Here is a 20,849-nt window from a genome sequence, read left to right as displayed (position 1 = left end):
TCGGAGTGGACAATGGCTGAATTCGACGTCGACCTCTTCGTCATCGGTGGCGGCTCGGGCGGCGTGCGTGCCGCCCGCATCGCGGCCGGCCACGGCGCCCGCGTGACGATCGCGGAAGAGTACCGCATGGGCGGCACCTGCGTGATCCGCGGCTGCGTGCCCAAGAAGCTGTTCGTGATCGGCTCGCATGTCCGTCACGAAATCGAGGACGCCGCCGGCTTCGGCTGGACCATTCCGTCCATGAGCTTCGACTGGGCGACACTGATCGCCAACAAGGACAACGAGATCGCGCGGCTGGAGGCGGCCTACACGACGAATGTCGAGAAGTCGGGCGCGCAGATCGTCAAGAGCCGTGCGATGATCGAGGACAAGCACACCGTCCGTCTGCTCGAGAACGACAAGAAGATCACCGCAAAATACATCCTCATCGCCACCGGTGGCGCGCCCAACCATGGCGCGGCGATTCCCGGCATCGAGCACGTGATCTCGTCCAACGAGGCGTTTCATCTCAAGAAGCTGCCGAAGCGGATCGTGATCCAGGGCGGCGGCTACATCGCGCTGGAATTCGCCGGCATCTTTGCGGGCTTCGGCTCCGAGGTCACCGTGATCTATCGCGGCGACAACATCTTGCGCGGCTTCGACGAGGACGTGCGCGCCCATGTCCGCGCCGAGATGGAGAAGCAGGGCATCACCATCCTCACCGGCTGCACGGTGACCAAGGTCGACCGCCACGGCGAGGATTTCACCACTCATCTGTCGAACGGCTCGAGCATCGCCTCGGACCAGGTGATGTTCGCGATCGGCCGCCATCCCAACGTCGCCAATCTCGGCCTGGAGAACGCCGGCGTCGCCATCAATCCCAGGAATGGCGGCATTGCGGTCGATCATTTCTCCAAGAGCTCGGTCGACAGCATCTACGCGATCGGCGACGTCACCCACCGTTTCAACCTGACGCCGGTCGCGATCCGCGAGGGCCATGCCTTCGCCGACACGGTATTCGGCAAGCGCGAGGTGCAGGTGGATCACGCCAACATCCCGACGGCCGTGTTCTCGCAGCCGGAGGTCGGCACGGTCGGCCTGACGGAAACCGAGGCGCGGGCGCAATTCAGCCACGTCGACATCTACAAGACGACGTTCCGCCCGATCAAGGCGACGATGTCCGGCCGCGACACCCGCGTGCTGATGAAGCTCGTGGTGGACGGCTCGTCCGACCGCGTGCTCGGCTGCCACATCGTCGGCGATTGCGCCGCCGAGATCACGCAGGCCGTTGCGATCGCGGTGAAGATGAAGGCGACCAAGGCGGATTTCGACGCGACCATCGCGCTGCATCCGACTGCGGCCGAAGAGCTCGTCACCATGCGCACCCCGACCGCGCGGCACGTGCGGCAGGCGGCGGAGTAGGGCCGGCGGCACGAGCGCCCTCAACCGAATAAGCCGGCGCGCGCTTTCCCTCTCCCCTTGCTTGTGGGAGAGGGGGGCTCGCCGCGGAGCGGCGAGACGGGTGAGGGGTCTCGCTCCTCACGAACGCTGCTACGAGCGGAGAGAACCCCTCATCCGGCGCTTAGCGCCACCTTCTCCCACACGGGAAAGGAAGAAAGCCGCGGGCGTCTGCTGCGACGCGCTTCAGCTATACAGATATCCGACCGGCTTGCCTTCGGTGCGCAGGGGGCGGACGTCCCTGTGGGTGATGATCTGGCCGGCGAGGCCGTCGATCTCGTCGCGTTGCGTCGGCGTCCAGCTGCGCAGCTCGTTCATGCCCTTGAGCAGGCCGAGGCGGAGGACCTGGGTGTTCTCGCCGACGCCGATGAGGCTGATCGATTCCTTGCCCGCCGTCACCACGTCGCCGGCGGAAAGCTCAAAGCTCTCGCCGGACTTCTTCCTGAATTCTGCGGCGCCGCGAATGACGCGGTAGATCACGACCTCGCCCTTGGCGAAACAGGCCGGGTCCGCGGCGATCGACGCGCTCTTCGGCAGCAGCGAATGACTGCTCGGATCGGTTGCGATGATGTGGCCGGTGACGAGATGACCGCTGGGAATTTCGATGCCGATATCGCGCACGTAGACCGGCATGGTCGATTTGACCGCGCCGCCGGTGAGCGGCTTGAACAGCGCGTCCAGCGCGAGGGGATCCTGAAGCCAGAAGCCGGCATCGGCGGGCCGGTTATGCAGCGGATGGCTCCAGGCCACGCGCGGCGTTTCGTCCTCATTGATCTGGTCCGGGCCGACAATGGTCGGGTTTGGAAAGGTGGTGGGATCGGTGATGAAGGCTTCGAGGAATTTGCCGGAATAGCCCATCGAGATCGGATCGGGCACCACCGTCTGCGGCGTCTTCAGGTTCTCTTCAGTCGACAGCCCCGACCAGGTGTAGAATAGCTGGCGATGCACGATCGCGCTTTGCAGCATCACCGCGCCCGGACCGACATTGTGGAAGCGGCCGTCATAGTCGAAAGTGAATGCGCCCGATGTGACCAGCACGAGCTGGAATCCGCCGGGCGGAAGATGAAGGTGGAAATCGGTGGGGCCGGTGTCCGGCCGGTAGATCGGCAGGTTGGTCGCGACCTCGTGCAGCAGGAAGGTTTCGTTGTTGGCGTGAAAGCCCTCATTGGCGCGGTTGTAGAGTGCCTGCGGCCGGTAGGTTGCCTCGAACTTGGCATTCTTGTCGCGGTCGATCGCGACGAAATCCCTGTCATTCAGGCGAAGGGGTGAACCGTTCGGGCGGGTGAGGCCGGTGAATTTGAGGTCGCCCGCAGCATGCACATTCATGGCATTCTCCGATGTGAGGCCGTCATCCCGGAGCTGGGCGCACGCATCTTGCTGCTCCTGTCGTGGGAGGGCAGGGAAGCCGGCGTGACGATGTCTTGCGAATTTTGGGCCAGTCGGCGTGCGGCGCAGCGCGCGGGCTCCGCGGCTTCGCGCGGCGAGAGAAAAATCGAGGTTGCGCCTGAGCTTAGATCGCGCGGTTGACCAGCCCGCGGAGCCCGTTCGCAAAGCCGCAAGTCCGATCGAGGGACGCATTTTGGCTAATTTGGCGGCATCTCTCGCAAAGGTCATGCAGTCGTGCAGGCCGCGAGCACAGGCAAACGCCGGCGGCTCAGCCTCCTGGGCGGCTCATTCGAACGACCGACGAGCCATCCGCTCCGGCTTGCCCGGCATCATGTCCGTGCGCATGAAACTCTCCCATGTTCATCGATGATCACGTCTACAGATCGATCACGACATCGCCTTGGGGGCGTGCGCAGCAGATCAGGACATTGCCGTCCGCCGGCCCGTCGAGCGGATCGGGTACGTAGCTGACCTCGCCGGCGACAAGCCCGCTCTCGCAATTGTGGCAGACCCCCGTGCGGCACGACCAGCGCACGGGGACGTCGCAAGCCTCTGCCAGCTCGAGCAGGCTGGCATAGGATGGTGCCCAGCCGACATTGAGGCCGCTCCGCGCGAAAGACACCATCGGTCCCGGGCCGGGTGCTCCGACCGGCAAATGTGCTTGCACTCTCGGCGCAGCGGCAATGCCTGGTGTCAGCGAGGGCTTGCTGCCGAACAGCTCGGTGTGGATGCGATCGGATGCGACGCCCAATTCGGACAGGCCGGCCGTGAGGTCGTTCATGAAAGCGGCTGGTCCGCAGAGATAGAAGTCGGCGTCGCGCGGGACGTTGAGCTGTTCAAACAAGCGCCGGTCCAGATGTCCGGTGCTGTCGAAATCGATACCCAGGCGATCGGCCGGATCGGGCGCGCTGAAGCAGATATGGCTGTGATGGTGCGTAATCCCGGCCAAGAGTTCGTGCGCCTCGGCGGCGAAGGGATGCTCGCGGCCATTGCGGGTGCCGTGCAGCCACCAGACGTCCCGCGTCGCGCCTTCCGCGGCCAGCGCGTGCAGCATCGCGAGCACCGGCGTCACCCCGATGCCGGCGCTGAGCAGGACGACGGGCCGGGTATCCTGCCGGAGCGTGAAACTGCCGCGGGGCGCACCGAGCTCGACTACGTCGCCGGTCTTGAGTTCGTCGGCGACATAACCGCTGGCCGCGCCGTGAGTCTCCCGCTTGACGCTGATGCGATAGGACACGGCATCGGTGCGGCGCGACAGCGAATAGCTGCGCGTCATCGCGGATGGCCCGAGCCGCACGATGACGAACTGGCCGGGCAGGGCAGTGGCGACGGCGCCTCCGTCGGCGGGTTCGAGGATCAGCGATGTCACAGTGCTGCTCTCGCCGATTTTGTGCGCGACGCGGAACGGCCTGAAGCCACGCCAGGCAGGTGGCGGGCTTGCGGCCGGGCCGAGCCCGTGGTTTCCCGAAGCCGGTTTGTCCTTCTGTTGCTCGAGCAGCGCCGCAAGGGAATGATTCCAGCCGCGGCTCAGCGCCGGAATTTTCAGCGCGCGTTCCAGGCGCTCGCGCGGATGAGGCGGCAGGTAAAGCAGCGCGTTGACCTCGGATACGCTCATACTCTCGGGACCGCTCGTGACCTGCGTGATCTCGTCGCCAGCCTCGACGTCGCCCTCCTCGATCACACGAAAATAGAAGCCGGGTCGGCCGTGCTTGACCAGCAGCGAGGGCATGTCAGGCTGGTCCATGCGAATACCGAGCCGGTAGCAGGTGACGCGCGGCTGCGTGACTTCGAACAGGGCCGAGCCGATCCTGTAGCGGTCTCCGATGCACACGTCGGTGTCGGCGAGTCCTTCGACGGTGAAATTCTCGCCGAACTGACCATGAACGAGGTCCGGTCGGCCCAGTTGGCCCTGCCAATAGCGATAGGATTCGACCTGATAGACGAAGACGGCGCGATGCTCGCCGCCGTGACCCGCGGTATCACCCTGGCCGTCGCCGTCGATGTTGAGCCGGCGTACCCTGCGCGGTCCAGAGACGGGACTCTTCCAGATGCCGGTGTGGACGGTTCTGCCTTGCCAGGCGACGTCGCGCGGCAGGCCGACATTGACGGAAAGCAGACGGGCCATGGACATTCCCCTGCGGAACCAGCGCGGCTGCGCAACCCGGCGAATTCCAGATTGCCGCAGCGTCAATCTGCATCCAGATCGGGGTTTTGGCCCGTTAGTGGTTGTTAGACGTTGCTAGAGTGCCTTGCGACCGGCCGTTGGGCGCCGATTTGAAGAGCCAAGGCGGGAGACGGGAGAGACGCGATGGATGATCAAGCGACGCTGGCTGCGCTCCGGCGCCATTGGGACGCCTCGGATGCGAACGATTTCGAGGCCGAGCACGACCTCTATTGCGAGGATGCCGTGCTCGACTATCCGCAATCGGGCGAGCGCATTCGGGGCCGAAGGAAGATCCAGGAGAGCCGTTTCGTGCAGCCGAACAGAAAGCGCTTTGCGGTCCGGCGGATCATCGGCGGCGGCGACCTCTGGGTGAGCGAGTTCGTCCTGAGCTATGACGAGGCGCCGTCCTACGTCGTGAGCATCATGGAATTCCGCGACGGGCTGGTCGCGCACGAAACGCAATATTTCGGCAACCGGTTCGATCCGTCACCGTCGCGTGCGCATCTTGTCGAGGTGACGAGGTAGAAGCGACGCTGTCGGCCACTCCGTCATTGCGAGGGCAGCGATCCAGAGTCTTTCTGAGGAGGGATTCTTGATTGCTGCTGCGCTCGCAAGACAATGTGGAAGCGCGTCCGAACGCGCGCACCGTTGCTTAACCAAGCATGGCAACACGGAACCGATGCGGCGGCTGGTCGCAGTCGCTTCGCCTTGATTCCGACAGAGCGATCTTTATTTCTGAGGCGAACAAGAATCCGGGCCCCTCTGGCGAGGACGCCGACAGATGTCGGCAAACCTCGCGATGTCGGATGACCTGTCCCGCGCGAATGCGATGGATCGGCCGACTGTCGGGCCTTCTCGAGTTCCTTCCGACCCGCCGTTCCCATCGCAGCTCCGCGCGGCCATTTGCGCAAAACGAGGAGCAACGATGTCTGACGCCAAATTCTCCCATACGATCGAGATCACCGAACCGTCCAGCCTGAACGAGCAGGCCGCGGCGGCGCTGGTCATTGCCGGCGCGCTCGTCGCAGTGGCCGACCGCCGCGTTTCGCCGGTCGAGCGCGACGAGGTGATCCGCTTCATCAGGGCACGCGGCTTGGCGCCGCATATGAGCGACCAGCGGCTGCTTTCGATGTTTGACGAACTGGCGGAACGATTGGAAGAGCCGGACTTTGCCAATGTGGTGATCGACACGCTGCGGCCGGTTTCGAACATGCCGCTGTCATCGCATCTGATCGAGCTGTCGGAGCGCGTCGCGGCCGCGGACGAGGACGTGCATCCGCATGAGGTGCAGGCGATCAAGCTGCTGCGGCTTTTGACGCTGGTGCTGCCGCGCGCAAAGCAGGTCGGGACGGATGCGGTGAGCACCGCCCCAAAGGAGTGAGCATGAGCACGGCATCGGATGAGCACACGACCGAGACCGCGGGCGCCGCCAGCCAGATGGCCGGCGGCGATCCGCGCCTCGACAAGCTCGTCCATCGGCTGCCGCCGCGCATGGGCGACGCCGTCTCCTATCTGCTCAAGCCGTCCAGCCGTTGGGTGCGAATCCCCTCGGGCGCGCTGCTCGTCGTTGGCGGCGTGCTCTCCTTCCTGCCGGTGCTCGGCATCTGGATGCTGCCGCTCGGCCTCGCGCTGCTCGCCGAGGACGTGCCGGCGCTGCGTTCCTCCCGTTCCAAGGTCCTCGACTGGGTCGAGCGGAAGAAGCCGGGATGGCTCGATCCGTCCACAGCGAAACATGATCAATCATGACTGAGTTCATCACCACTGAGGCGCTGACCGCCCTGCTTCAGGTCGTCCTGATCGACCTCGTGCTCGCCGGCGACAACGCCGTCGTCATCGGTCTTGCCGCGGCCGGCCTTCCGGCCGATCAGCGCCGGCGCGCCATCATCGTCGGCATTGCCGCCGCAACTGGCTTGCGCATCGTGTTTGCCGGCATCGCGACCCAGTTGTTGCAGGTGATCGGCCTGCTGCTCGCCGGTGGCGTGCTGCTGCTTTGGGTGTGCTGGAAGATGTGGCGCGAGCTGCGCGAACAGTCGCATTCGGGCGAGCTCGCATTCAACCATGGCGGCGGCGCCGGCGCAGCGCCGGTGCAGCGAAAGACCTTCGGCCAGGCCGCGGTGCAGATCGTCGCCGCCGACGTCTCGATGTCGCTGGACAACGTGCTCGCGGTCGCGGGCGCCGCGCGCGAGCATCCCTACATCCTGGCCTTCGGCCTGTTGCTGTCGGTCGCGATGATGGGCGTTGCCGCCGACCTGCTCGGCCGGGTGCTGCAGAAGCAGCGCTGGATAGCCTATGTCGGTCTCGCCATCATCGTTTACGTCGCCTTCGAGATGATCTATCGCGGCTCGCTCGAGCTTGCGCCTGTGATCGCGAGTCTCTAGGCGCGAATCCTTGAAGCGAAATTTGCTGCCTGCACTTGCGGAGTGATCAATGAAGTCTGAACCCAAAGCACATTTGGTTGAGCCGTCGTCGCGGCCCCAAATCGGCCCATTCGCCCAGCTGATCTTCGGCTCGCGCTGGCTGCAGGTGCCGCTCTATGTCGGCCTGATCATCGCGCAGGGCGTCTACGTGCTGCTGTTCCTGAAAGAGCTCTGGCACCTGGTGGCGCATTCCTTCGACGCCAGCGAGCAGCAGATCATGCTGGTCGTGCTCGGACTGATCGACGTCGTCATGATCTCGAACCTACTGGTGATGGTGATCGTCGGCGGCTATGAGACCTTCGTTTCCCGGCTCAACCTGAGCGGTCATCCCGACGAGCCGGAATGGCTCAGCCACGTCAATGCCAGCGTGCTCAAGATCAAGCTGGCGATGGCGATCATCGGCATCTCCTCGATCTCGCTGCTGCGAACCTTCATCGAGGCCGGCAATCTCGGCACCACGCGCAGCAATTTCACCGAGAGCGGCGTGATGTGGCAGGTCTTGATCCATCTGACCTTCATCATCTCCGCGATCGGCATCGCCTGGGTCGACCGCCTCAGCGACAACGGCCATCGCAAGGCGGCAGGCCACGGCTGAGCGCGGGCGCACCCGACCGGACGTCACGGCGTTTGAGGATGGGCCGCGTTCTCGCGCCGCTCGCGCTCGCCCAGTTCGCGCACCAGCTCCTGAAGGAAGGATTCGGTGTAGGCGGGTAGCGTCCGCTCGGCACGGACATAGATGCCGAGATCGGACCAGACCGGGCTGCCGGCATTGTCGAGCGGCAGGAAGACGAGCTGGCCGTCGCGCGACAGCCTGTTGATGCCGAGCTGGGTCTGGAAGGCGACGCCGACACCGCGCGCGGCGAGCTCGCGCATCAGGTCGATCGAGTTGGCCTGGATCGCCGGCTCCGGCGTGTCCGAGAGCTGCGCGATCAGCGGCTGCAGCAGATGATAGATCGACAGCTCGGGCAGCGCGTTGATGACGGGGAAGGCGAGGCATTGCTCCAGCGTCACCGTCTTGCGGCGCGCCAGCGGATGCTCGCGTGCGACCACGGCGCCGAGACGAAACCGCTTCAAGGCAACCTGCCGCAGATCGGGCGGGTGGCGGAGTGCCATGGCGATGCCGATGTCGGCTTCGCCCCGGCTCAAGGACTCCAGCACGTCCGACGATCCCTTCACCTCGGTGGCGAAGCTGACGCGGCGGGCGCGGCCGCGGTGGGCCGCGATCAGGTCCGGCAGCACGGATTCCGTCAGCGATTCGATGCAGGCGATGCTCACGGTGCCGCTCCAGGCGCCGGACAGGGACGCGACGTCCGAGCGGAAGCGGTCGAGGTCCTGGAGCACGTTCATGACATGCCGGGCCAGCATCTCGCCGACCGTCGTCAGCGTCAGGCCGCGTGCATTGCGCTCGAACAGGGGTGATCCAACCTCTTGCTCCAGCTTGAGAATCTGGCGGCTGACGGCCGAGGAGGCAACGTTCAGGACCCGTGCCGCGGCGCGGATCGAGCCGGTGCGGCGGACGGCGTGGAAGTACTGGATGGACGGTGAGTGAAAGCGCATGGGCCCCCCGGGTCCAACTATAGCCGTTGCCGAAACGGCAGCAACATGTACGAAATTCTCTGCTTTTCGAGAGCGCTGCTCGTCCCTAGGTTCGCCGCCGGTTCGGCCGCCCATTCGGGAGGCCGCCGGCCTTCCGCAACGGCACGTCAGGGGATCGGGGTGAACGAGAACATCGCTTGCGAGCTGGAGCCCGGGCCGGACACCCGTCTGGTCGATCGGCGTCGGGCAGCCGCCTATGTCGGCGTGACCGCCGGGCGCTTCGAGCAATTGGTGCGCGACAACGTCGTGCCGCCGCCGGTCATGGTGGACAACAAGCGGCGCTGGCCAATCGCCTTGCTCGATGTCGCGAGGGAAGCCGTCGCCAGCAGCATGCCGTGCCTGCCGCAGGTGATGGCCGATGCCGCGCCGGAGGCGCTCCCTTGCGAGCGCGATCCGGCGCCGGCCGCGCGTGAATTGCCCGATCAGGCCTGGTTCGAGCAGCGCGCGCGATTCGTGCAGCGTGTGCGCCGCTCGCTGCTCTCGGGCAACGAGATCCGCCTGCTGCGCGAGTTCAAGCTGCTCAAGCAGAACCAGATCAGCATGTTCGGCTATTACGGCAGCTTCGAAGCGCTGATGGTGCGCGGCTACATCGTCGAGATCGATCGCAAGCCGCCGTCGAGCCGGCCGCTGGTGACCTATCGCCTGACCGAGCGCGGCGAGCAGGTGATATCGGCGCTGAAGGACGAGCCGCTGATGTGAGCGGCCGCTGGTTCGAGATGTTCCGGTTGGACGCGTTACGACTTCCGCGAACGCGAGAGGTCGCTCCTCAACGCCTCCAGCTCCCTGTGGACCGCGCGCGCGGCGTCGCGCTCGATCTTGCGGTAGCGCGCGACGAGCTTCTCGCCGAATGGCGTGAGCATCGCGCCGCCGCCGTTCTTGCCGCCGGCCTGCGGCTCGACCACGGCATGCCCGCAGATGCGCTTGATCTCGTCGACGAGGTCCCAGGCGCGCTTGTAGGACATGTCCATGGCCCGGCCCGCCGCCGAGATCGAGCCTTGGTCGCGAATCTGCTCGAGCAGCTCGATCTTGCCGGGGCCGATCCGGTCCTCGTTGTCGAGGTCGATGCGAAGGCTCAATTGGGGAAGCGGTTTGGCGCTGGCGCGCGGCATGACGAGGACTCTTGGATCAATTCGCAACCGAGATTGCCACTCCTGCCTGCGGTGGACAAGGTGAGCGCGCGGCCCGTCATCACCTCACGGCGTGCATCTCCAGGAACGCCTTCACGCCGGTCACGGTGCCCGTATCCGACGGCACGTAGCCGGGCAGGGTGGCGACGGCGGCGCGGAAATCGGCGCTGCGGATGATCTCGAGGATGCGCTGCATCGGGGCGGTATCGAGGAAGGCGCGCTTGCAGACGAAGAAGTAGTCCTCTGTGAGGAGGCGGATGAAGTCGAGGCCGAACTGTCGCGCGGCCGCCTCGACGCCGAAGCATGCATCCGCCATGCCGCTGGCGACATAGGCCGCGACGGCGGCGTGGGTGAACTCGATCTGCTGCGCGCCGTTGATCCTGCTTTCGTCGATGCCGTTTGCGGCGAGCAACTGGTCGAACAAGAGCCGCGTGCCGGAATCATGGTCGCGGTTGACGAAGCGGACGTTCGGCTTGGTGAGGTCGTGAAGCGACGCGATGCGCAGCGGATTGCCGCGGGCGACCATCAGGCCCATCTCGCGCGTGACGAAGCTGATGATGCGGTCCTCGCGCGGATCGAGCCATTCGCGCGCAGCCTTGATGCCCTGGGCGCGCAGCGCGCCGTGCGGCAGATGCAGGCCGGAGAGGTCACAGGCGCCTTGCGCCAGCGAGACCAGCGAGTGCTGGTTGCTGACGTAGCGGAGATCGACGCCAATGCCGGGCTCGCGATCGAGGAACTCGCGCAGCTTCGCGACCGCAAAGCCGTGGCTGGCATGGACCCGGATCACGGAGGGGCGCTGCTCGAGGAACGGCTTGATCTCGCTGGCGAGCTCCTGCGCCAGGTTTTCGAGCTGTGGCCCGAGCCGTGCCTGCATGCGCTCGCCGGCCCACACCAGCCGCTCGCCGAACGGCGTGAGTTTCGAGCCCCTGCCGCGCTGGGTTTCCACAAGGGGAGTTCCGAAGAACTCGGACCATTGCTCGATCAGATTCCAGACATGGCGATAGGAGAGGTGCGCGTCGCTGGCGGCGCTGGTGATCTTGCCGGTCTTCCGGATTTCGTTGAGCACGCCGAGCATGACGGCGACGGTGCGCGGGCTGCCCTCCCGGCGAAACCGCCAGACAGCCTCGATCTCGATCTGGAGCATTGGCTTCCTTATGAACCAGGCTTCATATATTCGGCGTCCATCTGCAGATCATATCATATTTACTCCCGCCAACATGCGCCTATTCTGGCATACCAGAACAGGAGGAAATATGATGTCGGTTGCATATGACTTCGCACATTCGCCGGCCACCGAGTTCATGGCCCGGCCACAGCATCTGCTCATCGACGGCCGCCGCGTCCCCGCCAGCTCCGGCAGCACCTTCAAATCCCTCAATCCGGCCACCGGGCAGGTCATCGCCACCGTCGCGGAGGGTGGCGAGGCCGATGTCGAGCATGCTGTGGCCGCGGCGCGCAGGGCCTTGGAAGGCCCGTGGCGCACGATGCGCGCCTCCGAACGCGGGCAAATCCTGCTGCGCTGGGCGGATCTGCTCAAGGCACACGCCGAAGACATCATCGAGCTCGAATCGATTGATGCCGGCAAGCCCATCGCCGCGACGATGCGCCAGGACTTTCCGGCGGCCGTCGACACGCTGATCTATTACGCCGGCTGGGCCGACAAGATCAGCGGCGACGTCGTGCCGGTGCGGGAAGACGCGCTGACTTACACCATGCGCGAGCCGGTCGGCGTAGTCGCGGCGATCGTGCCGTGGAATTTCCCGCTGATGATCGGGATGTGGAAGCTGGCGCCGGCGCTCGCCTGCGGCTGTACCATCGTGATGAAGCCGGCCGAGCTGACCTCGCTCTCGGCGCTGCGCATCGCCGAGCTTGCACTCGAAGCCGGGCTGCCGGCGGGCGTGTTCAACGTCGTAACCGGCCCCGGCCGCGTCGTCGGCGACGCGCTGGTCAATCATCCCGATGTCGACAAGGTCACCTTCACCGGCTCGCCCGGTGTGGGGCGCGGAATCATGAAAGGCGCGGCCGGCAACTTCAAGCGCGTCTCGCTCGAGCTCGGCGGCAAATCGGCCAATGTCATTTTCGACGATGCCGACCTCGAAGCAGCGAGCAAGGCGGCGGCCTCCGGCATCTTCTTCAATGCCGGCCAGGTCTGCTCGGCCGGCTCTCGCGTGCTGGTGCAGGAGAAGGCCTATGACGAGGTCGTCGAGCGACTGGCTGCGCGCGCCAAATCGCTCAGGATCGGCGATCCGCTCGACCGCAAGACGGCGCTCGGCCCCGTCATCTCCGAGAAGCAGATGAAGTCGATTCTCGACTATGTCGATATCGGCCAGCGGGAGGGCGCGAGCCTCGTCACCGGCGGCACGCGGGTCGGCGAACGCGGCTACTTCGTCAGCCCGACGGTGTTCGCGGATGTCGCGCACGAGATGCGGATCTCGCAGGAGGAGATATTCGGACCCGTCGTCAGCGTCATCAAGTTCAGGGACGAGACCGATGCGCTCAGGATCGCTAACGGCACGGCCTACAGCCTCGCCGCGGGCGTCTGGAGCCGCGACATCGGCAAGCTGCAGCGCTTCGCCAAGCGGGCGCGCGCAGGCACGGTCTGGATGAACACTTATGGTTACACCGACGTGCGCTTGCCCTGGGGCGGCGAGCGCGATTCCGGCCTCGGCCGCGAGCACGGCACCGCCGCGCTCGACAATTTCACCGAGCCCAAGGCTGTCTGGATGCATCTGGCCGTCTGAGTACCTCCCGATCGGCCAATCCTGGGCCCGCCTGATCGTCCGGTCAGGCGGGCTCTTTTTTCAAGATCGATAAAATTGTCTGCATCCGGCTCAGCGGCCGCAAACCCTCTCGACAAGAAGCCTGGCGCCTTAAACCAGAACTTTGGAACCGACCTGCATCCTGCCCGCAAAAGGGCAGGGCATCATCATGTCAGTCTTCAGGGAGATCGTCGTGGCGGTTGCGGGAGTGTACGCGCTCCTGTTCGCCTGCGACGCAGTGTTCGGCGTCGGCGAGGCGCGATTCGACGACGCCTATTACAGCGCCAGCTTCTACGCACCCAAGCCGAAGGAGTTTCGGTTCGCGAGCGACACGCCGCCGGCGGTCCGCGTCAGCGACGCGTTCGCGCAATTTGCGCCGGGCGATGCCAAGCCGAACAGGCGCTACTCGTCGCTGACCACGATCATTCGCTGAAGCAGCTCAGCCGCCCTGGAGCCAATCCGCGAGGCCGCGCCATAGCGTGTCGCGGTGCGCGGGGCCGAAGAAGCCGAAATGGCCGATGGCTTTCGCGCCGACGTCGGACGGTTTCACCGTCAATACCTCCGGCTTGATCGCGGTGAATCCGCCTGTGAGCAGTGCCGCGTCCATCGACGGAAGATGTCTTGCCGGTTTCCTCGCTCCCCCAGCAAGTGCGAATTCGGCTTTGGCCGCAAGGGTTTGCAATGCGAAACGGATTTACAACTGGCGATGTCGTGCCAGGCTGTGTATAAGGCGGCCCTCGCAACCCCTAGATCAGGTTGTGCTTTTTGCTTCACGGAGAGATTGCGATGTCCGAGCGGTGGACGCCCGAGTCCTGGCGCAGCAAGCCGGTGCTACAGGTGCCCGACTATCCCGACGCCAAGGCCCTGGCCGACGTCGAGGCGCAGCTTGCGACCTTTCCGCCGCTGGTATTCGCGGGCGAGGCGCGCAATCTGAAGAAGGCGCTGGGCCGGGTTGCGGCCGGGGAGGCCTTCCTGCTCCAGGGCGGCGACTGCGCCGAGAGCTTTGCCGAGCACGGCGCCAACAACATCCGCGACTTCTTCCGCGTGCTGCTGCAGATGGCGGTGGTGCTGACCTACGCCGGCGCCGTTCCCGTGGTGAAGGTCGGCCGCATCGCCGGCCAGTTCGCAAAGCCGCGGTCCTCGCCGACCGAGAAGGTGAACGGTGTCGAACTGCCGAGCTATCGCGGCGACATCGTCAACGACATCGCCTTCACCAAGGAAGCGCGCGTGCCGGATCCACAGCGCCAGCTGATGGCCTATCGCCAGTCGGCCGCGACGCTGAACCTGCTGCGCGCCTTCGCCACCGGCGGCTACGCCAATCTCGGCAGCGTGCATCAATGGATGCTCGGCTTCCTCAAGGATAGTCCGCAGTCCCGCCGCTACAAGGAATTGGCTGACCGCATCTCGGAGGCTCTAAATTTCATGCGCGCGTGCGGCCTCGATCTCGAGGCCCATCCCGAGCTCCGCTCGACCGATTTCTACACCAGCCACGAGGCGCTGCTGCTCGGCTACGAGCAGGCCATGACGCGCGTCGATTCCACCACCGGCGACTGGTATGCAACTTCGGGCCACATGATCTGGATCGGCGACCGCACCCGCCAGCTCGATCACGGCCATGTCGAATATTTCCGCGGCATCAAGAATCCGATCGGGCTCAAATGCGGCCCGTCGCTGAAGCCCGACGAGCTGTTGAAGCTGATCGACGTGCTCAACCCCGACAACGAGCCCGGCCGGTTGACGCTGATCGGCCGCTTCGGCTCCGACAAGGTCGGCGAGCATCTGCCGAACATGATCCGCGCCGTGCAGCGCGAGGGCAAGGTGGTGGTCTGGTCGTGTGATCCCATGCACGGCAACACCATCACGTCGACGTCGGGCTACAAGACGCGGCCGTTCGACCGCATCCTGTCCGAGGTAAAGTCGTTCTTCGCGATCCACGCCGACGAAGGCACCCATGCCGGCGGCGTGCATCTGGAGATGACCGGCAAGGACGTCACCGAATGCCTCGGCGGCGCCCGCGCGATCACGGACGAGGATCTCAACGACCGCTACCACACGGTCTGCGATCCGCGCCTCAACGCCGAGCAATCCATCGACATGGCCTTCCTGGTCGCCGAGCTGCTGAAGCAGGAACGCGCCGGCAAGACCAAGCCGATGCCGGCCGCAGCGGGGCTCTAGGACCTTGCTGCGAATCTGGAAGGCCACGATCAATTCCCGCAACGGTCTGGCTTTTGCGTTCCGTTCGGAGCAGGCCATCCGCGAGGAGATATTTGCGCTGCTCCTGTCGCTGCCGCTGGCCTGGTTCATCGGCGCGACAGTGATGCGCGCGGTCGAGCTGATCTGTGCGGTCGCGTTCGTGCTGACGGTCGAGCTGCTCAACACCGCGATCGAGAAGCTCGCCGACCGCCTGACCATGGACCATGACAAGCAGATCGGGCGCGTCAAGGACATGGGCTCGGCGGCCGTCGGCGTGGCGCTGCTGATGGCGGGCGCGTTCTGGATCTTCGCCATCGTCGAGCGGTTGGGTTTCGTCTAGCCACTGGAAGCGGAAAAGGGCGCCATGACCGAACGTCTCAACGCATTCGCGGTCACGCTCGCCCAGCTCAATCCGACCGTGGGCGACATCGAGGGCAATGCCACGAAGGTGCGTGCCGCGCGCGCGCAGGCCAAGTCGGACAGTGCCGATCTCGTGCTGTTCCCGGAATTGTTCATCGCCGGCTATCCGCCGGAAGATCTGGTGGAGAAGCCGGCGTTCCAGGCGGCCTGCCGCGTCGCGATCGAAGCGCTCGCGCGCGAGACCGGCGACGGCGGGCCGGCCATGCTGATCGGCACGCCCTGGGTCGAGGACGGCAGGCTCTACAATGCCTGCGCGCTGCTCGACGACGGCCGCATCGCTGCACTTCGCTTCAAGTGCAATCTGCCGAATTACGGCGTGTTCGACGAGAAGCGGCTGTTTGCGCGGGGACCTGCGGCCGGCCCGGTCACGGTGCGCGGCGTTCGCATCGGCATGCCGATCTGCGAGGACATCTGGCTCGAGGAGTCCGAGGACTACGAGAACGTGGTCGAGACGCTGGCGGAGACCGGCGCCGAGATCATTTTGGTGCCGAACGGCTCGCCTTACGCCCGCGACAAGAGCGACGTACGCCTGTCGGTCGCGGTTGCGCGCGTCACCGAGAGCGGCCTGCCGCTGGTCTATCTCAACCAGGTTTGCGGCCAGGACGAATTGGTGTTCGACGGCGCGTCCTTCGCACTCAATGGCGACCTCTCGCTTGCGGCGCAACTGCCGGCGTTCGAGGAGAATATCACCACGCTCCGCTTCACCCGAAACGGCGATGACTGGCGCTGCACGGGGCCGATCGCGGAGCAGGTCGAGGGCGACAAGGCCGATTACGCCGCCTGCGTGCTGGGCCTGCGCGACTATGTCGGCAAGAACGGTTTTCCGGGCGTGCTGCTCGGCATCTCCGGCGGCATCGATTCCGCGCTGTGCGCCGCGATCGCCGTCGATGCGCTCGGCGCCGACCAGGTGCACGGCGTGATGCTGCCTTATCGCTACACGGCGGCACACTCGATCGCTGATGCCGGCGAGCTCGCCGGCCATCTCGGCATCCGCTACGAGGTGCTGCCGATCGCGGAAGCCGTGACCGGATTCGAGACGATCCTGTCCGGCATCTTCAAGAACCTGCCGCCAGATATCACCGAGGAGAACCTCCAGGCCCGCACCCGCGGCACGCTGCTGATGGCAATCTCCAACAAGACCGGCCTGATGGTGGTGACGACAGGCAACAAGTCGGAGATGTCGGTGGGCTACGCCACACTGTATGGCGACATGAACGGCGGCTTCAACCCGATCAAGGACATCTACAAGACGCAGGTGTTTCGCTTGGCGAGCCTTCGTAACGGCTGGAAGCCGGATGGCGCGCTCGGGCCCGCGGGCGAGGTGATCCCGCCCGATATCATCACGCGTCCGCCGACCGCGGAACTGCGCGAGAACCAGACCGATCAGGATTCATTGCCGCCTTACGACGTGCTCGATGCCATTCTCGAACGTCTGGTCGAGCGCGAGGAGCCGGTCGAAGCGATCATCGCCGCCGGCTTCGACCGCGACACGGTCACCCGCATCGACCATCTGCTCAACGTCGCCGAATACAAGCGCCGCCAGGCCGCGCCCGGCGTGAAGGTGACACCCAGGAATTTCGGCCGCGACCGCCGCTATCCCATCACCAATCGCTTTCGCGACAGGGGTGAGAAGCTGCCGGCCCCGGACGAGACGCTGGTCTCGCGCGGAAGCAAGGCATCGATCGACGCGTTCGAGGGCTGAAGTCCCACTGAGCGACGGCCGGCCTATGACGGGGTCGCGAAAAACAGCACCCGCAGGAAGTGCGTGTATTCGGATTCGAGCACCATGATCGACACGAATACCATTACCGCGATCGGCGGCAGCAGGATGGCATAGGCCAACGCCAGCCGCTCCCAGGCCATGTGCATGAACACGGCGACGATCAGGCCGGCCTTCAATATCATGAACAGCAGGATCAGAGACCACCTCAGATAACCGTGCAGGCCGAAGTAGTCGACGAGATAGGAGCACGTGCTGAGGACGAACAACCAGCCCCAGACCACGAGGTAGAGCTTGATCGGGTGCTGTTGACCCGTGGCATGAACGGCTCCCGTTGCGACTGCGCCATGCGCCGGAGCGTGGAGCTGGCCTTCCATGTGTACCACCGCGTTTGTCATGCGCCGACCTCACCAAAGGTAGAAGAATGCAAAGATGAAGACCCACACGAGATCGACGAAGTGCCAGTACAGGCCCGTGATCTCGACGATCTCGTAGTACCCCTTGCGGCTCGTGAAGAAACCGCGCCTCTCGACATCGAAGTCTCCCCGCCAGACTTTTCGCGCGATCGCGATCAGGAAGATCACGCCGATCGTCACGTGAGTGCCGTGGAAACCCGTGATCATGAAAAAGCTCGAGCCAAACTGCGCCGCGCCCCATGGATTACCCCAGGGCCGAACGCCCTCCATGATCAGCTTGGTCCATTCGAAGGCCTGCATTCCGACGAAGGTTGCGCCGAAGGCCGCAGTGACCAGCATCAGGATTGCGGTTCTCACGCGATCGCGGCGGTAGCCGAAATTGACCGCCATCGCCATTGTTCCGCTGCTGCTGATCAGCACGAAGGTCATGATGGCGATCAGGATCAGGGGGATGTGCTTGCCCCCGATATTGAGGGCGAAGACCTCGCTGGGGTTCGGCCACGGCTCGGTCGTCGACATGCGCGCCGTCATGTAGGAGAGCAGGAAGCAACTGAAGATGAAGGTGTCGCTGAGGAGGAAGATCCACATCATGGCCTTGCCCCAGGACACGTTCTTGAACGCGCGCTGGTCCGACGCCCAGTCGGCGGCGATGCCGCGCCAGCCTTCAAGCCGCGCACTCGATTGGGCAGAATTTGTCAGCACGGTCTCAGCCATCTGGTGTTGCCTCCCTAGCTCAGCAACCGGCGGCAGATGTCGACGAAATCATCGGTCCAGCCGGTGAGAAGACCGAGCAGGACGAGCCAGACCAGCAGCAGGAAATGCCAGTAGATGGCGCACAGTTCCACGCTCAATCGCATCTCGGCGATCTCGGCGCCACGCCACATCCTGGCTGAGGTGCGGCCCAGGGCCACCAGGCCGCCGGTCAGATGCAGCCCGTGAACCGCGGTCAGCAGGTAAAAGAAGGCATTCGCCGGATTGGATGCCACGAAATATCCGGCAGCCCCGAGCTGGTGCCAGGCCAGGAGCTGTCCGGCGAGGAAGATCACGGCAGATGCTCCGCCAGCGAGCAGACCGATCATGACGCTCTCAGGGTCGTGTCGCCGAGCAGCCACGTACGACCATTGCAGCGCGACACTGCTCAGGACCAGCACGCCCGTGTTGACCCACAGCAGCCGCGGGACCGGCAGGGGCCGCCAGTCCACCACGCTCATGCGCATCGAGTAGGCACTGATGAAGAGGACGAATAATGTGCTCGCGACAGCGAGGAACACGCCAAGTCCAACCTTCACTGCCGGCCAGGTCATGGCATCACCGCCGGGGAAGTCGCCGACCGCGCCTTCCTCCAGCCAAGGCTTGGCCATCAGCCGCTGCTGCGACAGCCACCATCCGGCGATCACCGCAAGCACAGCCAGGAACAGGATGATGGCGCTCACGAAGCAGCTCCCTGAACGAGCTGCGTCGCGCGTGGCGGCTGGTTCTGCGGAATGAAGTCCTCCGCGGCGCCGGGCACACTGTAATCATAGGCCCAGCGGTACACGACCGGGAGCTCCTTGCCCCAGTTGCCGTGTCCTGGAGGCGTCTCCGGCGTCTGCCACTCCAGCGTCGTCGCGCGCCACGGATTGCCGCCCGAGGGCTCACCTTTGAACAGGCTCCAGGCGAGATTGAACAGGAACACCATCTGGCTGAAGCCGACGGTCAAGGCCACCACGGAGATGAAGGCGTTCAGCGAATGGGCCGAGGACGGGATAAACGTCGTATCTCCGAGTTCGAAATACCGGCGCGGAACCCCGAGCAGTCCGAGATAGTGCATCGGGAAGAAGATCAGGTAGGCGCCGAGGAAGGTGACCCAGAAGTGAAACTTGCCGAGGGCCTCGTTCAGCATCCGCCCCGTGACCTTGGGGTACCAATGATAGATCGCGCCGAGCACGACCATGATCGGCGCCACCCCCATCACCATGTGGAAGTGCGCGACCACGAACATGGTGTCCGAGAGAGGCACGTCCACGACGACGTTGCCGAGGAAGAGGCCGGTGAGCCCGCCGTTCACGAAGGTGATGATGAATCCGAGGGCGAACAGCATCGGCACCCTGAGGTGAATGTCGCCGCGCCACAAGGTCAGCACCCAGTTATAGACCTTGATCGCGGTGGGGATGGCGATGATGAGCGTCGTGGTGGCGAAGAAGTACCCGAATTGCGGGAACATGCCGCTCACATACATGTGGTGCGCCCAGACGATGAAGCTGAGCGCGCCGATGCCCACGATCGCCCAGACCATCATGCGGTAGCCGAAGATGTTCTTGCGCGCATGGGTGCTGATCAGATCGGAGACGATGCCGAAGGCGGGGAGGGCGACGATGTAGACCTCGGGATGGCCGAAGAACCAGAACAAGTGCTGGAACAGCAGCGGGCTGCCGCCGCCATATTTCGACAGCGTGCCCATCTCGACGAGCGACGGCATGAAGAAGCTGGTTCCCAGCAGACGGTCGAGCAGCAGCATGACCGAGGCAACGAAGAGGGCAGGGAACGCCAGGAGCGCCATGACGGTCGCCGTGAAGATGCCCCACACCGTCAGGGGCAGGCGCATCAAGGTCATGCCGCGGGTGCGCGCCTGGAGCACGGTCACCACGTAATTCAGCCCGCCCATGGTGAAGCCGATGATGAACAGGATCAGGGACGACATCATGAGAATGATGCCCCAGTCCTGCCCGGGCGTTCCGGAGAGGATTGCCTGCGGCGGGTAGAGCGTCCAGCCAGCGCCGGTGGGTCCGCCGGGCACGAAGAACGTCGAGGCCAGCACCAGGACCGCGAGCAGGTAGACCCAGTAGCTCAGCATGTTCACATAAGGAAAGACCATGTCCCGGGCGCCGACCATCAGCGGGATCAGGTAGTTGCCGAAGCCGCCAAGAAACAATGCGGTGAGCAGATAGATCACCATGATCATGCCGTGCATGGTGATGAACTGGAGGTACTGGTTGGCATCGATGAAAGAGAAGGTGCCGGGGAATCCCAGTTGCAGCCGCATCAGCCAGGACAGCACCAGGGCCACCAGCCCGATGGCGGTTGCCGTCAACGAATACTGAATGGCGATCACCTTGGCATCCTGCGAGAAGACATACCGTGTCCACCAGCTCCTCGGATGATAGAGCTCGACGTCGGGTACTTCGGCGGGCGGGACGCCTGCGATCCCTTCATATGGAATATCGACCATAGAAAC

21 protein-coding genes and 1 pseudogene are annotated in these 20,849 nt (G+C 64.7%); 12 read left to right on the top strand and 10 right to left on the bottom strand.

Features of this window, described 5'->3' with window-relative positions; genetic code table 11:
• Positions 1-12: 12 nt before the first annotated feature.
• A complete protein-coding gene (gene gor / locus ACRQ5Q_RS26185) occupies positions 13-1,401 on the top strand; it encodes a glutathione-disulfide reductase (RefSeq protein ID WP_439392748.1) in 1,389 nt (462 codons plus the stop codon).
• Positions 1,402-1,623: 222 nt separating this feature from the next.
• Here gor and ACRQ5Q_RS26180 read toward each other — a convergent pair whose 3' ends face one another.
• Positions 1,624-2,763 carry a hypothetical protein gene (locus ACRQ5Q_RS26180; protein WP_439392746.1) on the bottom strand — a complete coding sequence of 380 codons (1,140 nt, stop codon included), beginning with the start codon at positions 2,761-2,763 and terminating at the stop codon, positions 1,624-1,626.
• 436 nt (positions 2,764-3,199) lie between these two features.
• The gene (locus ACRQ5Q_RS26175; RefSeq protein WP_439392744.1) at positions 3,200-4,948 is read right to left on the bottom strand and encodes an MOSC domain-containing protein; all 1,749 of its coding nucleotides are present in this window, start codon (positions 4,946-4,948) and stop codon (positions 3,200-3,202) included.
• Between the two features lie 183 nt (positions 4,949-5,131).
• Between ACRQ5Q_RS26175 and ACRQ5Q_RS26170 the strand changes: the two genes are divergently transcribed.
• The 5 genes from ACRQ5Q_RS26170 to ACRQ5Q_RS26150 all read left to right on the top strand — a co-directional run bounded on the left by ACRQ5Q_RS26170 (position 5,132) and on the right by ACRQ5Q_RS26150 (position 7,999).
• The gene (locus ACRQ5Q_RS26170) at positions 5,132-5,512 is read left to right on the top strand and encodes a nuclear transport factor 2 family protein (protein WP_439374834.1); all 381 of its coding nucleotides are present in this window, start codon (positions 5,132-5,134) and stop codon (positions 5,510-5,512) included.
• A gap of 400 nt (positions 5,513-5,912) precedes the next feature.
• Positions 5,913-6,368 (top strand): TerB family tellurite resistance protein, encoded by a 456-nt coding sequence (locus ACRQ5Q_RS26165; protein WP_439392742.1) that lies wholly within the window; start codon positions 5,913-5,915, stop codon positions 6,366-6,368.
• A gap of 2 nt (positions 6,369-6,370) precedes the next feature.
• Positions 6,371-6,733: a hypothetical protein gene (locus tag ACRQ5Q_RS26160; protein WP_439392740.1), complete on the top strand. Its 363-nt coding sequence runs from the start codon at positions 6,371-6,373 to the stop codon at positions 6,731-6,733.
• Complete coding sequence (locus tag ACRQ5Q_RS26155) at positions 6,730-7,365, top strand: TerC family protein (RefSeq protein ID WP_439374837.1); 636 nt, start codon at positions 6,730-6,732, stop codon at positions 7,363-7,365. Before ACRQ5Q_RS26160 ends, ACRQ5Q_RS26155 begins: the two co-directional genes overlap by 4 nt.
• Before the next feature lie 49 nt (positions 7,366-7,414).
• A complete protein-coding gene (locus ACRQ5Q_RS26150) occupies positions 7,415-7,999 on the top strand; it encodes a TIGR00645 family protein (protein ID WP_439374838.1) in 585 nt (194 codons plus the stop codon).
• Positions 8,000-8,022: 23 nt separating this feature from the next.
• Here the strand turns inward: ACRQ5Q_RS26150 and ACRQ5Q_RS26145 are convergent, their stop codons facing one another.
• Positions 8,023-8,961 (bottom strand): LysR family transcriptional regulator, encoded by a 939-nt coding sequence (locus tag ACRQ5Q_RS26145; RefSeq protein ID WP_439374839.1) that lies wholly within the window; start codon positions 8,959-8,961, stop codon positions 8,023-8,025.
• Between the two features lie 159 nt (positions 8,962-9,120).
• On the opposite strand from ACRQ5Q_RS26145, the gene ACRQ5Q_RS26140 reads away from it, so the two are divergent.
• A complete protein-coding gene (locus tag ACRQ5Q_RS26140) occupies positions 9,121-9,699 on the top strand; it encodes a hypothetical protein (RefSeq protein WP_439392738.1) in 579 nt (192 codons plus the stop codon).
• Between the two features lie 35 nt (positions 9,700-9,734).
• Here ACRQ5Q_RS26140 and ACRQ5Q_RS26135 read toward each other — a convergent pair whose 3' ends face one another.
• Together ACRQ5Q_RS26135 and ACRQ5Q_RS26130 are read right to left on the bottom strand one after the other, a co-directional pair.
• Positions 9,735-10,109 carry a winged helix-turn-helix domain-containing protein gene (locus tag ACRQ5Q_RS26135; RefSeq protein WP_439374841.1) on the bottom strand — a complete coding sequence of 125 codons (375 nt, stop codon included), beginning with the start codon at positions 10,107-10,109 and terminating at the stop codon, positions 9,735-9,737.
• Positions 10,110-10,188: 79 nt separating this feature from the next.
• Complete coding sequence (locus ACRQ5Q_RS26130; protein WP_439392736.1) at positions 10,189-11,271, bottom strand: substrate-binding domain-containing protein; 1,083 nt, start codon at positions 11,269-11,271, stop codon at positions 10,189-10,191.
• Positions 11,272-11,383: 112 nt separating this feature from the next.
• On the opposite strand from ACRQ5Q_RS26130, the gene ACRQ5Q_RS26125 reads away from it, so the two are divergent.
• Positions 11,384-12,868 carry an aldehyde dehydrogenase family protein gene (locus ACRQ5Q_RS26125; protein WP_439399871.1) on the top strand — a complete coding sequence of 495 codons (1,485 nt, stop codon included), beginning with the start codon at positions 11,384-11,386 and terminating at the stop codon, positions 12,866-12,868.
• A 187-nt stretch (positions 12,869-13,055) separates the two neighbouring features.
• A complete protein-coding gene (locus tag ACRQ5Q_RS26120) occupies positions 13,056-13,319 on the top strand; it encodes a hypothetical protein (protein ID WP_439374843.1) in 264 nt (87 codons plus the stop codon).
• Positions 13,320-13,325: 6 nt separating this feature from the next.
• On the opposite strand, the pseudogene ACRQ5Q_RS26115 reads toward ACRQ5Q_RS26120, so the two are convergent.
• Positions 13,326-13,481 (bottom strand): annotated as a pseudogene (locus ACRQ5Q_RS26115) (alpha/beta fold hydrolase); the annotation flags it as partial.
• 191 nt (positions 13,482-13,672) lie between these two features.
• Here ACRQ5Q_RS26115 and ACRQ5Q_RS26110 point away from each other — a divergent pair.
• Genes ACRQ5Q_RS26110 through ACRQ5Q_RS26100 form a run of 3 tightly spaced genes read left to right on the top strand, consistent with a single transcriptional unit; the run spans position 13,673 to position 17,201 of the window.
• Positions 13,673-15,061, top strand: a complete 1,389-nt coding sequence (locus ACRQ5Q_RS26110) for a class II 3-deoxy-7-phosphoheptulonate synthase (RefSeq protein WP_439392734.1) — start codon at positions 13,673-13,675, stop codon at positions 15,059-15,061.
• 4 nt (positions 15,062-15,065) lie between these two features.
• Positions 15,066-15,419, top strand: coding sequence for a diacylglycerol kinase (locus ACRQ5Q_RS26105; protein WP_439374845.1), 354 nt, complete (start codon positions 15,066-15,068; stop codon positions 15,417-15,419).
• A 24-nt stretch (positions 15,420-15,443) separates the two neighbouring features.
• Positions 15,444-17,201 carry an NAD+ synthase gene (locus ACRQ5Q_RS26100; protein ID WP_439392732.1) on the top strand — a complete coding sequence of 586 codons (1,758 nt, stop codon included), beginning with the start codon at positions 15,444-15,446 and terminating at the stop codon, positions 17,199-17,201.
• 23 nt (positions 17,202-17,224) lie between these two features.
• Here the strand turns inward: ACRQ5Q_RS26100 and ACRQ5Q_RS26095 are convergent, their stop codons facing one another.
• From ACRQ5Q_RS26095 to ACRQ5Q_RS26080, 4 genes are read right to left on the bottom strand one after another with little or no spacing between them, the layout of a single operon-like run.
• Positions 17,225-17,617 (bottom strand): cytochrome C oxidase subunit IV family protein, encoded by a 393-nt coding sequence (locus ACRQ5Q_RS26095; RefSeq protein WP_439392730.1) that lies wholly within the window; start codon positions 17,615-17,617, stop codon positions 17,225-17,227.
• 9 nt (positions 17,618-17,626) lie between these two features.
• Entirely contained in the window at positions 17,627-18,349 is a 723-nt protein-coding gene (locus tag ACRQ5Q_RS26090; protein ID WP_439392728.1) for a heme-copper oxidase subunit III family protein, read from the bottom strand.
• Between the two features lie 14 nt (positions 18,350-18,363).
• Positions 18,364-19,068, bottom strand: coding sequence for a cytochrome c oxidase subunit 3 (locus tag ACRQ5Q_RS26085; RefSeq protein WP_439374849.1), 705 nt, complete (start codon positions 19,066-19,068; stop codon positions 18,364-18,366).
• Positions 19,065-20,843 carry a cbb3-type cytochrome c oxidase subunit I gene (locus ACRQ5Q_RS26080; RefSeq protein ID WP_439374850.1) on the bottom strand — a complete coding sequence of 593 codons (1,779 nt, stop codon included), beginning with the start codon at positions 20,841-20,843 and terminating at the stop codon, positions 19,065-19,067. The genes ACRQ5Q_RS26085 and ACRQ5Q_RS26080 overlap by 4 nt, the downstream gene beginning before the upstream one ends.
• Between the last annotated feature and the right edge of the window lie 6 nt (positions 20,844-20,849).

The sequence above is a fragment of the Bradyrhizobium sp. PMVTL-01 genome, from assembly GCF_051861855.1.
GTDB lineage: Bacteria > Pseudomonadota > Alphaproteobacteria > Rhizobiales > Xanthobacteraceae > Bradyrhizobium.
This window is presented reverse-complemented; position numbering and strand designations above follow the sequence as displayed.

What these genes read in the sequence shown, in the direction of transcription:
- ACRQ5Q_RS26135 (WP_439374841.1), bottom strand. Translation starts at nt 10,109, where the DNA reads ATGCCGCGCGCCAGCGCCAAACCGCTTCCCCAATTGAGCCTTCGCATC.
- ACRQ5Q_RS26095 (WP_439392730.1), bottom strand. Translation starts at nt 17,617, where the DNA reads ATGACAAACGCGGTGGTACACATGGAAGGCCAGCTCCACGCTCCGGCG.
- ACRQ5Q_RS26180 (WP_439392746.1), bottom strand. Translation starts at nt 2,763, where the DNA reads ATGAATGTGCATGCTGCGGGCGACCTCAAATTCACCGGCCTCACCCGC.
- ACRQ5Q_RS26175 (WP_439392744.1), bottom strand. Translation starts at nt 4,948, where the DNA reads ATGGCCCGTCTGCTTTCCGTCAATGTCGGCCTGCCGCGCGACGTCGCC.
- ACRQ5Q_RS26150 (WP_439374838.1), top strand. Translation starts at nt 7,415, where the DNA reads ATGAAGTCTGAACCCAAAGCACATTTGGTTGAGCCGTCGTCGCGGCCC.
- gor (WP_439392748.1), top strand. Translation starts at nt 13, where the DNA reads ATGGCTGAATTCGACGTCGACCTCTTCGTCATCGGTGGCGGCTCGGGC.
- ACRQ5Q_RS26155 (WP_439374837.1), top strand. Translation starts at nt 6,730, where the DNA reads ATGACTGAGTTCATCACCACTGAGGCGCTGACCGCCCTGCTTCAGGTC.
- ACRQ5Q_RS26160 (WP_439392740.1), top strand. Translation starts at nt 6,371, where the DNA reads ATGAGCACGGCATCGGATGAGCACACGACCGAGACCGCGGGCGCCGCC.
- ACRQ5Q_RS26130 (WP_439392736.1), bottom strand. Translation starts at nt 11,271, where the DNA reads ATGCTCCAGATCGAGATCGAGGCTGTCTGGCGGTTTCGCCGGGAGGGC.
- ACRQ5Q_RS26145 (WP_439374839.1), bottom strand. Translation starts at nt 8,961, where the DNA reads ATGCGCTTTCACTCACCGTCCATCCAGTACTTCCACGCCGTCCGCCGC.
- ACRQ5Q_RS26170 (WP_439374834.1), top strand. Translation starts at nt 5,132, where the DNA reads ATGGATGATCAAGCGACGCTGGCTGCGCTCCGGCGCCATTGGGACGCC.
- ACRQ5Q_RS26100 (WP_439392732.1), top strand. Translation starts at nt 15,444, where the DNA reads ATGACCGAACGTCTCAACGCATTCGCGGTCACGCTCGCCCAGCTCAAT.
- ACRQ5Q_RS26090 (WP_439392728.1), bottom strand. Translation starts at nt 18,349, where the DNA reads ATGGCTGAGACCGTGCTGACAAATTCTGCCCAATCGAGTGCGCGGCTT.
- ACRQ5Q_RS26165 (WP_439392742.1), top strand. Translation starts at nt 5,913, where the DNA reads ATGTCTGACGCCAAATTCTCCCATACGATCGAGATCACCGAACCGTCC.
- ACRQ5Q_RS26125 (WP_439399871.1), top strand. Translation starts at nt 11,384, where the DNA reads ATGTCGGTTGCATATGACTTCGCACATTCGCCGGCCACCGAGTTCATG.
- ACRQ5Q_RS26110 (WP_439392734.1), top strand. Translation starts at nt 13,673, where the DNA reads ATGTCCGAGCGGTGGACGCCCGAGTCCTGGCGCAGCAAGCCGGTGCTA.
- ACRQ5Q_RS26120 (WP_439374843.1), top strand. Translation starts at nt 13,056, where the DNA reads ATGTCAGTCTTCAGGGAGATCGTCGTGGCGGTTGCGGGAGTGTACGCG.
- ACRQ5Q_RS26080 (WP_439374850.1), bottom strand. Translation starts at nt 20,843, where the DNA reads ATGGTCGATATTCCATATGAAGGGATCGCAGGCGTCCCGCCCGCCGAA.